Annotated in this window: 12 protein-coding genes; 6 read left to right on the top strand and 6 right to left on the bottom strand. The window is 55.2% G+C overall.

What is annotated here, in order from left to right; all coding sequences use genetic code 11:
• The 6 genes from rsxC to SGR01S_RS11755 form a co-directional block, all read right to left on the bottom strand.
• Positions 1–1890 (bottom strand): electron transport complex subunit RsxC (rsxC, locus tag SGR01S_RS11780; protein ID WP_061807528.1); only part of this gene is annotated, 1890 nt, incomplete at its 3' end.
• A complete protein-coding gene (gene rsxB / locus SGR01S_RS11775; RefSeq protein ID WP_037414757.1) occupies positions 1883–2455 on the bottom strand; it encodes an electron transport complex subunit RsxB in 573 nt (190 codons plus the stop codon). The genes rsxB and rsxC, both read right to left, overlap by 8 nt.
• Positions 2455–3036 (bottom strand): electron transport complex subunit RsxA, encoded by a 582-nt coding sequence (rsxA, locus tag SGR01S_RS11770; RefSeq protein WP_004938443.1) that lies wholly within the window; start codon positions 3034–3036, stop codon positions 2455–2457. Before rsxA ends, rsxB begins: the two co-directional genes overlap by 1 nt.
• Positions 3037–3181: 145 nt before the next feature.
• Positions 3182–3622 (bottom strand): DUF2569 domain-containing protein, encoded by a 441-nt coding sequence (locus tag SGR01S_RS11765; protein WP_037414760.1) that lies wholly within the window; start codon positions 3620–3622, stop codon positions 3182–3184.
• Positions 3623–3781: 159 nt separating this feature from the next.
• Complete coding sequence (araA, locus tag SGR01S_RS11760; protein WP_061807527.1) at positions 3782–5287, bottom strand: L-arabinose isomerase; 1506 nt, start codon at positions 5285–5287, stop codon at positions 3782–3784.
• Between the two features lie 31 nt (positions 5288–5318).
• On the bottom strand, positions 5319–7004 hold the full coding sequence (locus SGR01S_RS11755) for a ribulokinase (protein WP_037414766.1): 1686 nt from the start codon (positions 7002–7004) through the stop codon (positions 5319–5321).
• 360 nt (positions 7005–7364) lie between these two features.
• On the opposite strand from SGR01S_RS11755, the gene SGR01S_RS11750 reads away from it, so the two are divergent.
• The 6 genes from SGR01S_RS11750 to SGR01S_RS11725 all read left to right on the top strand — a co-directional run bounded on the left by SGR01S_RS11750 (position 7365) and on the right by SGR01S_RS11725 (position 14151).
• Positions 7365–8348 (top strand): arabinose ABC transporter substrate-binding protein, encoded by a 984-nt coding sequence (locus SGR01S_RS11750; protein WP_037414770.1) that lies wholly within the window; start codon positions 7365–7367, stop codon positions 8346–8348.
• 60 nt (positions 8349–8408) lie between these two features.
• On the top strand, positions 8409–9944 hold the full coding sequence (gene araG, locus SGR01S_RS11745; protein ID WP_061807526.1) for an L-arabinose ABC transporter ATP-binding protein AraG: 1536 nt from the start codon (positions 8409–8411) through the stop codon (positions 9942–9944).
• Between the two features lie 17 nt (positions 9945–9961).
• Positions 9962–10945, top strand: coding sequence for an L-arabinose ABC transporter permease AraH (gene araH, locus SGR01S_RS11740; RefSeq protein ID WP_037414784.1), 984 nt, complete (start codon positions 9962–9964; stop codon positions 10943–10945).
• Between the two features lie 101 nt (positions 10946–11046).
• Positions 11047–11964, top strand: coding sequence for an arabinose operon transcriptional regulator AraC (araC, locus tag SGR01S_RS11735; RefSeq protein ID WP_037414787.1), 918 nt, complete (start codon positions 11047–11049; stop codon positions 11962–11964).
• Between the two features lie 81 nt (positions 11965–12045).
• Positions 12046–13086: an oxidoreductase gene (locus SGR01S_RS11730; protein ID WP_061807525.1), complete on the top strand. Its 1041-nt coding sequence runs from the start codon at positions 12046–12048 to the stop codon at positions 13084–13086.
• Between the two features lie 66 nt (positions 13087–13152).
• Entirely contained in the window at positions 13153–14151 is a 999-nt protein-coding gene (locus SGR01S_RS11725) for a bile acid:sodium symporter family protein (RefSeq protein ID WP_037414793.1), read from the top strand.
• The last annotated feature ends 224 nt before the right edge of the window (positions 14152–14375 follow it).

The following is a 14375-nucleotide window of genomic DNA, read 5'->3' as shown; positions in this document are numbered from 1 at the left end:
GGTGGCAACGGGCTCGGCCGGTGCTTCAACAGGTGCTGTCTGCTGCGCGGCTTTTTTGGCTTTGACTCGCGCCAATGCCGCAGCTACTGCTGCTTTACGCGGGTCGTTTTCTGTCTCTGTGGCGGCTGACTCGGTGGGTGTTTCAATCGGGTCTGCCTGTTGTGAGGCCTTTTTGGCTTTGACTCGTGCTAATGCCGCAGCCACTGCTGCTTTACGTGGGTCATCGCCTTCTGCGGCAGACGCCACAGCACTTGGTGTAGAGGTTGTTTCCTGCTGGGCACGGCGCTCACGCGCTTGTGCTTTGCGGGCTTCGCGGGCAGCGATCATTTCGCTATTATCCGGTGCGTCACCGCTGATGGTGCCGGTTGCCGGTGCGGCGTTTTTACTGCGAACGCGCGCCAGAGCAGCCTGAACTGCATCTTGATCTCCGTCGGTCAGCTTGACTGCGGCCTTCTTATGGCGCTCTTCACGCGCCAGTTTTTCACGTTCCAGACGTGCCAGCTTGGCTTCGTAACGCGCCTTGGCTTCGGCGGTGCGTGCAGCTTCTTGATCAATGGCTTTGATCTCAGCCTTTTCCTGACGGTAATACTGCACCAGTGGGATATTGCTCGGGCAGACAAAAGCACAGGCGCCGCACTCGATGCAATCGAACAAATTATGATTGCGGGCTTTTTCGTGTTCTTCCCCGCGGCTGAACCAGTAAAGCTGCTGCGGCAACAAACCCGCCGGGCAGGCGTCAACGCATAAACCACAGCGAATGCAGGATTGCTCAGGCTCCTGCGGTGCCATTTCGCTGACGGAGGGGGCCAGAATACAGTTGCTGATCTTCACGATCGGCACGTTAAGCGCGGGGAGGGTGAAGCCCATCAGTGGTCCTCCCATGACGACCATTTGCTGAGCCTGCGGCTGAAAACCGGCAAAATTCAACAGGTGTTGCACTGGCGTACCAATGCGCGCCCACAGGTTGCCCGGTTGGCTCAGGGCTTCACCGGTCAGGGTCACTACACGTTCGATCAGCGGTTCGCCATCGACAATGGCGCGTTTAATCGCAAAGGCGGTGCCGACGTTCTGCATTAGCACGCCAATAGCGGAGGAGTGCTTGCCGTGCGGCACTTCCTTGCCTGTCAGGATCTTGGTGAGCTGCTTGGCGCCGCCGGAAGGGTACTTGGTCGGGATCACGCGCAGAGCGATACCAGGCTGGTCACGTAACGCAAGTTTTAACGCGTCGATAGCTTCGGGTTTATTGTCCTCGATACCGATCAGCGTGACCTTGGGTTGCAGCAGGTGGCGCAGGATCTGCGTGCCTTCGATAATTTGATCGGCATGTTCCTGCATAAGACGATCATCGGCAGTGATGTACGGTTCACATTCTGCGGCATTCAGGATCAGGGTTTCCACCCCGTTCATACCACCTTGCAGCTTGCTGGCGGTCGGGAAACCGGCGCCACCCAGCCCGGCGATACCGGCCTGATGAATGCGTTGAATCAGTTCGTTCGTTGCCAGTTGACGGTAGTCTGCCACCGGTGTGCGCTCACACCAGCGGTCTTCGCCGTCAGGCTCAATGATCACACACAGTTCCGCCAACCCTGATGGGTGAGCAGTGATATGCGGTTTGATGGCGCTAACGGTACCAGAGGTTGGGGCGTGGACGGGCACGGTGCGGCCACGACCCACGGTCAGCGGTTGACCTTTAAGTACCCGATCACCCGTTTTGACGCACAGCTCGCCTTCCGGCCCCAGATGTTGCTGAAGCGGGATAACAAAAGTATCAGGCAGTGGAGCAAAACGCAGCGGCACGCCGCTGGACAGGGTCTTCATTTCCGGTGGGTGGATCCCGCCGTCGAAATCCCAAATCCGGTCTTTTTTAAAGGCGGCGAACAGATTAAGCATGTTGCTCCACGTGAATCACTTGCACCGGGATCGTCTTCATATCCCACTTCCAGTTGGCGGTAGTGGTGGCGACCGGTCTCATTTCAATACAATCGGTAGGGCACGGCGCAACGCACAGGTCGCAGCCGGTACAAAGATCGGTAATGACGGTATGCATGGCGCGAGTGGCGCCGACGATCGCGTCCACCGGGCAAGCCTGAATGCACTTGGTGCAGCCAATGCAATTGGCTTCGTCAATATAGGCAATCTGACGCACGGGCTCGATAGCCGCTTCGCTGCCCAGCGGTTGCGGTTCGACATTGAGCAATTCGGCCAGTTTCAGCATCACTTGCTCGCCACCCGGGGCGCATTTGTTGATCATCTCACCGTTAGCCACGGCCTCAGCATAGGGGCGGCAACCGGGATAGCCGCACTGACCGCACTGACTCTGCGGCAGGATCTCATCGACCTGCTCGGCTACAGGGTCTTCTTCTACTTCAAAACGGCGTGCGGCAAAGCCCAGCACCAGACCGAACAACAGGCCGAGGGCGCTCAATGCTGCAATCGCAATCCATAACGCAGTCATTAGAATTTCACCAGCCCGGTAAAGCCCATAAAGGCCAATGACATCAGCCCGGCGGTGATCAGTGCGATGGAGGAACCGCGGAAGGGGGCCGGTACGTCGGCGACGGCCAAGCGTTCGCGAATCGCGGCGAACAACACCATCACCAGTGAGAAGCCTGCGGCGGCGCTGAAGCCGTAAACCGCAGACTGTAGGAAATTGTAACCGAGGTTGACGTTAAGCAATGCGACGCCAAGTACCGCGCAGTTGGTCGTGATCAGCGGCAGGAAAATACCCAGCAGGCGATACAGCGCCGGACTGGTTTTGCGTACCACCATCTCGGTAAATTGCACCACGACGGCGATCACCAGAATAAATGACAGCGTGCGCAGATACACCAGATCCAACGGAACCAGGATAAAGGTATTGATCACCCAGGCACTGACGGAGGCCAGCGTCATAACAAACGTGGTAGCCATCCCCATACCAATGGCGCTTTCCAGTTTCTTGGAAACGCCGAGGAACGGGCACAGACCAAGAAACTTCACCAGGACGAAGTTATTCACCAGTACGGTGCCGACAAACAGGAGCAGGTATTCGGTCATTGCGATGCCTAAAAAAATAAAAGCCGCCTATTATCGGGAATTGGCGGCCTGACCACAACATAGGGATAGCAGGGTTATTGCCCTTTTTGCCCATTTTTGGCGAATATTTACACAATTATCCGCACAAAACGTGCCACAACGAAGGTTAGCGCTCGGTAAAGGTGCCTTTGACCCGTTGTGAACGCTTCATATAAGGCACCAGCAACGCCGCCATTAACAGTGGCCAGCCAAGACTGCGCACTGCCAATTCATCCGGTACCGGCGCAAAGGCGAAGGCTTTCACCGCCAGCAACACGGTAATTAATAGCCACAACAGGAATAACTTGGGGAACCGCAGTGAGCGGTGGCAGAACAACCAAAGTAGCCACAGGGTAAAGCACCACATCGCCAGTGTGGTCAGCACAGAAAAATACCACTGCATGCTAAACGCCTGGGCGTTGGTCAGCAGGTATTCGCGTGATTCCGGCATGAAAATAGCCATGGCATACAGGAGCAGCATCAGGCTGGCACTAAGCAGGGTGACGATCAGATAGGCCATCGGGGCCAGCAACCAACCGCCGATACGGGTGTATTCAGCTTGAGACATAAACGGCTTCCTGGGTAAGTCATGATTCAATGTGACAGCCGCATAGCTTAGCGGGTAATGCGGGCTTAGTCATCAATATCAAGCGGATGGTCGGGTGCGAGGCGGCAGTGCAGCACGTTTGGCTACCGGTAGGCGAGTTTGCCACCGGTAGCCGGGCGATTAATGGCGATTAAGTTGGTAGTAAACTTCGTTCCAGCGCAGCTCGTTTTTGAACGCTGGCAAGCGGGTATCCAGGTCAATCAGCAAGAACTCGATGTTATGCATTTCGGCATACAGCCGCAGCATATCGGCATCCAGCGCTTGGGAGAACACCGTGTGGTGAGCACCGCCCGCCAGGATCCAGGCTTCGGCGGCAGTCGCCAGCGTGGGTTGGGGCCGCCAAATAGCGCGTGCCACTGGCAGTTTGGGCAGTGGATGCGGTTGTTCCACCGTATCCACCTGATTGACCAACAGGCGGAAGCGATCGCCCATGTCGATCAGGCTGGCGTTGATCGCCGGGCCGGCCGGAGTAGAGAAAATCAGCCGCGCGGGGTCTGCCTTGCCACCGATACCGAGCGGTTGGATATCCAACAGCGGTTTGGCTTCTTTGGCGATCGACGGGCAGACCTCCAGCATATGCGAGCCGACCACCAGATCGTTACCTAGTTGAAAGTGGTAGGTGTAATCTTCCATAAACGAAGTACCACCGTTTAACCCATCGGCCATCACTTTCAGGATGCGCAGCAGCGCCGCAGTTTTCCAGTCGCCTTCGCCGCCAAAACCGTAGCCCTGCTGCATCAGGCGTTGTACCGCCAGTCCAGGGAGCTGTTTCATGCCGTGCAAATCTTCAAAGTTGGTGGTGAAGGCCTGGAAGTTACCCTGTTCAAGGAAGCGCTTCATGCCCAGTTCGATCCGCGCAGCATCAAGCAGGTTTTCACGCTTTGCCCCGTTGATCTTCGCGGCGTCACTGAGTACATAGCAGGTTTCATACTCTTCAATTAGCGTGTCCACATCGCCACGGCTGACTTCATTGATCACGCTGACCAGATCACCGATGCCATAAGCGTTAACCGAGTAGCCAAACTGGATCTGTGCGCCGACTTTGTCGCCGTCGGTCACCGCCACTTCACGCATGTTGTCACCAAAACGAGCCACCTTCAGTTGTTGGCTGGCCTGTTTGGCTGCGGCTGCGCGCATCCACTGGCTAATGCGCCGGTGTGCTTCGGGATCTTGCCAGTGACCGGCAATCACATTGTGCTGCTGGCGCATACGGGCGCCGATAAAGCCGAATTCACGGCCGCCGTGGGCGGTTTGGTTGAGGTTCATAAAGTCCATATCCATACTGTCCCAGGGCACCTGGGCGTTGAATTGGGTATGGAACTGCAACAGAGGTTTGTGGAGGATAGATAATCCTGCGATCCACATTTTTGCTGGTGAGAAGGTGTGTAGCCAGGCCAGTATGCCAATACATTGCGGTTGATAGTTGGCATCACGACACAGGGCGGTGATTTCATCCGGCGTGGTGACCAGCGGTTTCAGCACCAGTTTTACCGGTAAGCCGGCTTCGCGGTTGAGACTGTCCACCACCTGTTCGGCGTGTGCCTTGACCTGTTGCAGGGTTTGTGGACCGTATAAATGTTGGCTGCCGATGGCGAACCAAACTTCCCGCTGCTTGAATGCATTCATTAAAAAAGACTCCTCTGTATTGGATATAGGCTTAATTTGCTGAACCGGAAGTCGGGGCGTAGCGCGGCTCGGCGGCCTGGCACCATTGTTGATAGCGCTGATAAAGTTGTTGGTAGTGAACGACACGCTGTGAGTCTGGCTGCAATGTGCGTTCGATACCGCAGGCCATTTGGCGCTGAGCTTCGGGCACACTGCTAAAACGGCCCGCGGCAACGGCGGCGAAGATCGCCGCACCTAATGCGCAGCACTGATCAGAGGCGACAATGTGTAGCGGTCGGTTCATTACGTCGGCGCAGACCTGCATGATCGCCGTTGACTTACGTGCAATACCCCCCAAAGCCAGCACGTTATCGACGGGAATATCCTGCTGTTCAAAGCATTCCATAATGGCGCGGGCACCAAAGGCAGTGGCGGCAATAAATCCGCCAAACAGGGTTGGCGCATCGGTACCGAGATTGATATCGGCTATCACGCCTTTCAACCGCTGGTTGGCGTAAGGGGTGCGGCGGCCGTTAAACCAGTCCAGCACCACCGGCAGATGGTCCAATGAAGCGGCCTTGGTCCAAGAGTCGGTCAGCGCCGACAGTAAGTCCGTTTCAATTTCTTGCAACTGTGGCTTCATTTCAGGGTGATTTTTCGCGGCTTCACGCAAAGGCCAGCTCAGCAAACGACTGAACCAGGCATACATATCGCCGAAAGCTGATTGCCCGGCCTCCATGCCGATCATCCCCGGTACCACGCTGCCATCAACCTGGCCACAAATGCCTTTAATGGCACGCCCATCTGCCCGATGGCGATCGGCAATCAGGATGTCGCAGGTAGAGGTTCCAATTACTTTCACCAAGGTATAAGGCTGGGCACCTGCACCGACAGCGCCCATATGGCAGTCAAAGGCACCTCCGGACAATGCCACCGTCGGCGACAAGCCGAGGCGCGTGGCCCATTCGGCGCTCAACGTACCGACTGGCAGGTCGGCGGTGTAACAATCCTCAAACAGTGGCCAAGGCAAGTGTTCCACCAACAACGGATCGAGCGCAGCAAAAAAAGCCTTTGGCGGCAAACCACCCCAGTCCGGGTGCCATAACGTTTTGTGCCCCACGCTACAACGCCCACGTTTTAACTGATGCGGGGCGGTGGCACCGGCAAGCAGTGCCGGTATCCAATCACACAGCTCTACCCACGAGGTGGCTGCCTGACGTACCCCGGCGTCTTGACGCGTGATATGCAGGATTTTGGCCCAGAACCACTCCGAAGAGTAAACGCCGCCAATATAGCGGGAATAGTCGGGGAACTCGCCGCTGTGGCATAAACGGTTAATAGCCTCGGCTTCTTCAATGGCGGTGTGATCCTTCCACAGAATGAACATGGCGTTCGGGTTGTCGGCAAACTCTGGCCGAAGTGCCAGCACCTGGCCCTGTTCGTCAATCGGTGCCGGTGTGGAGCCTGTTGAGTCAACGCCAATGCCAATCACCTGCAGCCGTTGCTGCGGGGTCATACGTTGTACCAGACCAACAATGGCCTGTTCCATGGCTTCAATATAGTCGAGTGGGTGATGACGGAAACGGTTCTCCGCCGCATTGCAGAATTCACCGCGTTGCCAGCGGGGATAATAAACCACCTCGGTATCCAGTTCCGCGCCGTCTTGGCAGTCAACCGCCAACACCCGCACTGAATCGCTGCCGAAGTCTAATCCCAGGGCAATAGCACCTGCCGTCATGTGTTGGCTCCTGATGTGTTAATACGCTGTGACAACGATAGGAGCCGAAGGGGTAAGCAGGTGAGGAGCCGTTAGCTGGAAGTATGCACTTTTCTGCTTCACGCAGTGGTTTTGTGATGGCTGTCATAAGTTGTTGCTTGGCGAAATTCGCTAAATATATGCACATATCTGCTGTATTCCACGGATGTGATAGCGCTCTACATTTAAGTAACAAATACCCGCTAAAACTTAAGCCGTCTTACCCCTGTCGTGGGTTGGTGCCGCGTTATATGCGACACATCGACGGCAAAAAACCTAATGATAACGTTTTCACCGCGAGCGGGTTTCGTCGCTAAAGAGAACAAAATAGCGGAGAGCATCATGCATAAATTCACTAAGGCGCTGGCGACACTGGGTCTGGCGGCCGTTATGTCACATTCAGCTATCGCCGAGACGATGAAACTGGGTTTTTTGGTCAAGCAGCCGGAGGAGCCATGGTTCCAGACGGAATGGAAATTCGCTGACAAGGCCGGAAAAGATCTCGGTTTTGAGGTGATTAAAATCGCCGTGCCGGATGGAGAAAAAACACTGAATGCCATCGACAGTTTGGCGGCGAGTGGGGCCAAGGGCTTCGTGATTTGTACGCCGGATCCGAAGCTTGGATCGGCGATCGTTGCCAAAGCGCGCAGTTATAACCTGAAAGTGATTGCCGTGGATGACCAGTTTGTCACCGCTAAAGGCAAACCTATGGACACGGTGCCATTGGTGATGATGGCCGCCACAAAAATCGGCGAACGCCAAGGGCAGGAACTGTGGAAAGAGCAGAGCAAGCGTGGCTGGAAACTGTCGGATACCGCTGTGATGGCGATCACCGCCGATGAACTGGACACTGCCCGTCGCCGTACAGGGGGTTCAATTGCTGCGCTGAAGGCTGCCGGTTTCCCCGAAAAGCAAATTTATAAGGTACCGACCAAATCTAACGATATTCCAGGGGCGTTTGACGCCGCCAACTCAATGTTGGTGCAGCATCCGGAAGTAAAAAATTGGCTGATTGTCGGTATGAATGACAACACCGTGTTGGGAGGCGTGCGCGCTACTGAAGGCCAGGGGTTCAAAGCGCCAAACGTGATCGGCATTGGTATCAATGGGGTGGATGCGGTCAGTGAATTGTCCAAGGGGCAGGCGACCGGTTTCTACGGCTCACTGCTGCCAAGCCCGGATATCCATGGTTATAAGAGCATTCAGATGTTGCATGACTGGGTGGAAAAGGGCGTAGAACCACAGAAATTCACCGAAGTGACGGATGTTGTGTTGATCACCCGTGACAACTTCAAAACCGAACTGCAGAAAAAAGGCCTGATGTAATAAGCGAGCCGCCCACAGCACGCTGTCGGGCGGCATTTTTGACTGCAGGAGGAACACACTATGACCGCTGCATTGCCGTATTTGGCGTTTAAAGGCATAGGTAAGACCTTCCCGGGCGTGAAGGCGCTGGATGACATCAGCTTTAGCTGTCAGGCCGGGCAGATCCACGCGTTGATGGGGGAAAACGGCGCCGGGAAATCCACGCTACTGAAAATTCTCAGTGGCAATTACGCACCGACCCAGGGGGAAATTCAGTTGCAAGGCCGGGCGGTGCAGTTCACCAACACTACCGATGCGCTGAATGCTGGGGTCGCAATTATCTATCAGGAACTGCATTTGGTGCCGGAAATGACGGTGGCGGAGAACATTTATCTCGGTCAGTTGCCGACCAAACGTGGGCTGGTGGATAGAAAACTGCTGCGCTACGAATCTCGCTTGCAGCTGGAACACCTCGGGCTGGATATTGATCCGGATACGCCGCTCAAATATTTGTCGATCGGCCAGTGGCAGATGGTGGAAATCGCCAAGGCGCTGGCGCGTAATGCCAAGGTGATCGCCTTTGATGAGCCCACCAGTTCGCTGTCTGCCCGAGAGATTGAACAACTGTTCAGGGTGATCCGTGAGTTACGTGCCGAAGGGCGGGTGATTTTGTACGTTTCGCACCGTATGGAAGAAATCTTTGCCCTCAGCGACGCCATCACTGTGTTTAAAGACGGTCGTTATGTGCGCACCTTTGACGATATGCAGCAGGTGGATAACGCGCAGTTGGTGCAGGCGATGGTCGGGCGTGATCTGGGTGATGTGTATGGCTACCAGCCACGTGAGCTGGGACCGGTGCGGCTGGCGCTCAAGGAGCTGAAAGCGCCGGGCGTTAAAACCCCGATCGACTTGAACGTACGGGCCGGGGAAATTGTCGGGTTGTTCGGCCTGGTCGGTGCCGGGCGCAGTGAACTGATGAAGGGCATTTTTGGCGCTACGCGTATCAGCGGGGGGCAACTGGTGCTTGATGGACAGGCGATCACCATTCGTTCGCCGATTGATGCCATCCGTGCCGGCATCATGCTGTGCCCGGAGGATCGTAAAGCAGATGGCATCATTCCGGTGCACTCGGTGCGCGACAACATCAATATCAGCGCACGTCGTAACAGCATTCGTGCTGGGTGCCTGATCAACAACGGCTGGGAAGCCAGCAATGCCGAACACCATATCCGCGCGTTGAATATTAAAACCCCAAGTGCCGAGCAGCTCATTATGAATCTGTCCGGCGGCAATCAGCAGAAAGCCATTCTCGGCCGTTGGTTATCGGAAGAGATGAAAGTGATCCTGCTGGATGAACCGACACGTGGCATAGACGTGGGCGCCAAGCATGAAATTTACAACGTCATTTATCAACTGGCGCAGCGGGGCATTGCTGTGTTGTTCGCTTCCAGTGATTTACCCGAAGTGTTGGGATTGGCGGATCGCATTCTGGTAATGCGTGAAGGCGCCTTGTCTGGCGAATTACTGCATGACACTGCCAGCGAGGAAAAAGCCCTCAGCCTGGCAATGCTGCGCACCCCTGATATTGCCCCCGATGCTGCTGCGGCGGTGGCCTGATTGTGAAGGAGAAAGAGATGTCGACCCTTACGACCCATTCCGTTAAAAACCGTAGCGGCCAAGGGCTGGCGCGGATTTGGGACAGCTACGGCATGCTGGTGGTGTTCGCTGTACTGTTTATTGCCTGCGTGCTGTTTGTGCCCAACTTCGGTTCTTTTATCAATATGAAAGGGCTGGGACTGGCGATTTCCATGTCCGGCATGGTGGCCTGTGGCATGCTGTTTTGCCTGGCTTCCGGTGATTTTGACCTGTCTGTCGCGTCAGTCATCGCCTGTGCTGGTGTCACTACCGCAGTGGTGATCAACATGACCGAAAGCCTATGGATCGGCGTGGCCGCTGGCCTGTTGTTGGGTATGGTTTCCGGATTGATTAACGGCTTTGTTATCGCTCGGCTGAAAATCAACGCGCTGATCACCACCTTGGCAACCATGCAGATTTTTCGCGGGTTGGCCTACATCATTTCTGACGGCAAGGCGGTGGGCATTGAAGACGAACGCTTCTTTACCTTGGGTTATGCCAACTGGTTGGGGTTGCCTGCGCCGATTTGGATCACCGTTGCCTGCCTGATCTTATTTGGTTTCTTGCTCAATAAAACCACCTTTGGGCGCAATACGCTGGCGATTGGCGGTAATGAAGAGGCTGCACGTCTGGCGGGGGTGCCGGTCGTGCGTACCAAGATCGTGATTTTTATGTTGTCTGGGCTGGTTTCCGCTGCCGCAGGCATCATCCTGGCGTCACGTATGACCAGCGGGCAGCCGATGACGTCGATCGGTTATGAATTGATCGTGATCTCCGCCTGCGTGCTGGGTGGCGTTTCCTTGAAAGGGGGTATTGGCAAAATTTCCTATGTGATCGCAGGTATTTTGATTCTTGGCACGGTGGAAAACGCCATGAACTTGTTGAACATCTCACCGTTCTCGCAATATGTGGTACGTGGTGTAATTTTGCTGGCTGCGGTGATTTTTGACCGGTACAAACAACAAGCCAAACGTACGGTCTAGAAAATTGAGACTGCTGTTCACAGTTCTGTTATCTGCCCGGGTTGTTATCCACCGGGCCGCTAAGCTATAGGATCGTTACCTAAGCCGTTCCGGGAGGACAGATGTATCATCGTATGGCACAGGAACCGCAACCAAACCCGTTGTTACCGGGTTATACCTTTAACGCCTATCTGGTGGCAGGGTTGACGCCGATCATGGCTGATGGCCCACTGGATTTCTTTATCGACCGCCCCGGTGGAATGAAGGGCTATATTCTTAACCTGACTATCAAAGGTCAGGGCAAGGTATTTGACGGTGAAGACACTTTTCACTGTAATCCCGGCGATCTGCTGCTGTTTCCTCCCAAAGCGGCACATTATTACGGCCGATCGCCGGACAGCGATTGTTGGTATCACCGTTGGGTGTATTTTCGTCCACGTGCCTACTGGGCCGACTGGCTGGAGTGGCATAGCAAAACCCATGAGGTCGGGCGGTTGACGTTGCCGAACAATAACCTGTTGCTGGAGTTCGACCGGCTGTTCGCCAATATCGAGCAAACGCAACGTTCTGGTCGTCGGTTTGCCGAAGAACTGGGGATGAATTTGCTGGAGCGTCTGTTGCTGCGCGCGATGGAGGAAGACCCGCTGAGTCCGCAGAGAATCATGGATCCGCGGGTGATTGAAGCCTGTCAGTTTATTACCGGCAACCTGGCCGGGGAGCTGCGCATTGATGAAGTGGCGCGCCACGTCTGCCTGTCGCCATCGCGGTTGGCGCACTTATTCCGTGAGCAGGTGGGCATCAACATTCTGCGTTGGCGTGAAGACCAGCGGGTGATCCGTGCCAAGCTGCTGTTGCAGACCACGCAAGAGTCTATTGCCACGATCGGCCGGGTGGTGGGTTATGACGATCAGCTCTATTTTTCCCGCGTATTTCGCAAACGGGTGGGCGTAAGCCCAAGTGATTTCCGCCGTCGCAGCCTGGAGATAAATTATCCGGCCAGAAATCAGCGCGAATCGCCCCATGTAGCGGTCACAAATTAACATTAAATTTACTTCTTGTTCCTGCCAGCATCATGGTGTCAAATCTGATGGGTCTATTACGAGCCAGTAAGAGGAAACACCATGGCAGAAAAAATTCGGGTTGGGCTGGTCGGTTACGGCTATGCCAGCAAAACCTTTCATGCGCCGTTGATCGTCGGTACGCCAGGCGTAGAACTGGCTGCCGTGTCCAGCAGCGATGCAGGTAAAGTACAGGCTGACTGGCCGTCGATGACGGTAGTCAGCGATCCGCAGGCGCTGTTCAACGACCCGTCTATCGATCTGATCGTCATTCCTACCCCCAACGATACCCACTTCCCGTTAGCACAGCAGGCCATGGCTGCCGGTAAGCACGTGGTGGTAGATAAGCCTTTCACTGTGACGTTGTCACAGGCTCAGGAGCTGAAACAGCAGGCGGAGCAAAGCGGCAAATTGCTGTCAGTGTTTCACAACCGTCGCTGGGACAGTGATTTCCTGACGCTCAAGGCGCTACTGAAAGAAGGTGTACTTGGCGAGGTGGTTTACTTCGAGTCTCATTTTGATCGCTTCCGGCCAGAAGTGCGTCAGCGCTGGCGGGAGTTGGGCGGTGCGGGCAGCGGCATTTGGTACGATTTGGGGCCGCACCTGATCGATCAGGCACTGCAATTGTTCGGCAAGCCAGACACGCTGTTTGTCGACTTGGGAGAACTGCGCCCAGGCGCACAGTCGGTGGATTATTTCCACGCGGTGCTTAATTACGGCAAACGTCGTGTGGTTCTGCATGGCACAGTGCTGGCTGCGGCAGAAACCGCCCGCTATATCGTGCACGGTACCCAAGGCAGCTTTATCAAGTTTGGGCTGGATCCGCAGGAAGACCGTCTGAAGGCTGGCGAGCGTCTACCGCAAGCTGACTGGGGTTACGACATGCGCGATGGTGTAGTGACGTTGTCACGTGATGGTGTGTTGGCGGAGAAGCCGTTGCTGAGTATTCCTGGTAACTACCCGGCTTATTATGCGGCAATCCGTGATGCGATTAACGGTGAGGGTGATAACCCGGTACCAGCGGCCGATGCCATCCAGGTGATGGAACTGATCGAGCTGGGTCTGGAATCGGCAAAACAGCAAAAAGCGCTGCCGGTAGTCTAACTGTCGTGCTTCATTTTCCGGGTTCGGCTTGCTGAACCCGTTTTACTCTTCGAGGGATCCCGATCCATGTCCTGGTTGCAGCGTCTGCGTATTGATAAATTTTTGCTGGTATTGATTCTGGTGGTGATTGTCGCTTCGGTTTTCCCCTGTGAAGGCGTGTGGAAGACCTTCTTTGATCACCTGACCACTGCTGCTATCGCGTTGTTGTTCTTCATGCATGGCGCCAAGCTATCACGTGAGGCGATCATCGCCGGGATGAGCCACTGGAAACTGCATTTGATGGTGTTTCTCAGCACCTTTGCGTTATTCCCGTTACTGGGCGTGGCGATGAACCTGATGGTGCCAGGCTTGATGACACCTACGGTGTATCTGGGTTTCCTTTACTTGTGTGCGCTACCGGCGACGGTTCAGTCGGCGATTGCCTTTACCTCGGCGGCGGGCGGTAACGTGGCTGCGGCGGTATGCAGTGCTTCGGCATCCAGTATTCTTGGCGTTTTTCTCTCACCGTTGCTGGTGGGGGCACTGATGCATACACAAGGCGGTGATACTGACGTGTTGCACGCCATTGGTTCAATCATTTTGCAATTAATGGTGCCCTTTGTGGTGGGCCACCTGGCACGACCGTTGATTGGCAAATGGGTCGATCGTCACCGCAAGCTGATCAATCTCACTGACCGTTCATCCATTCTGCTGGTGGTGTATACCGCCTTTAGCGCCGCGGTGGTGGAAGGCATTTGGCATAAGATTGACGGCTGGTCGCTGCTGACCATTTTGGTAATGTCATTGGTGCTGCTGACGGTAGTGTTGGTTATCAATACTTATACTGCGCGCTGGTTAGGCTTCAGTACGGCTGACGAGATCACTATTGTGTTCTGTGGATCGAAAAAGAGCCTGGCGAATGGCATTCCAATGGCCAATGTGTTGTTCCCAGCGGCGGCAGTGGGGGCAATGGTGTTGCCGTTGATGATTTTCCATCAGGTGCAATTGATGGTGTGCGCCGTGTTAGCGCAGCGCTATGCGCGCAAAACCGCCAAACAGCGGGCAGAAGTGCTGGCGACGAAGTAAAAAATGGGCCTGAATAAATTGAGTTATGTTGTTCAGTGAGTATTTGTCTAAGCGTATGAGTAACGTTTCGGTCGATAAACCTGCGCGGTTCTATGCGGTTTATGCGCACCGACCGAGCAAGGGACCGTAAGGCGCGGACCCTTGCAACCCGCGCCTTTGCCCCATCAGACGGTTGGCTTCGCCAACTTCCCTCACTTCGTCACGTCGCATCACGGCCGGCTACG

Origin of the sequence: Serratia grimesii NBRC 13537 (genome assembly GCF_001590905.1) — a bacterium.
In the GTDB taxonomy this organism is placed as follows: Bacteria; Pseudomonadota; Gammaproteobacteria; order Enterobacterales; family Enterobacteriaceae; genus Serratia; species Serratia grimesii.
This window is presented reverse-complemented; position numbering and strand designations above follow the sequence as displayed.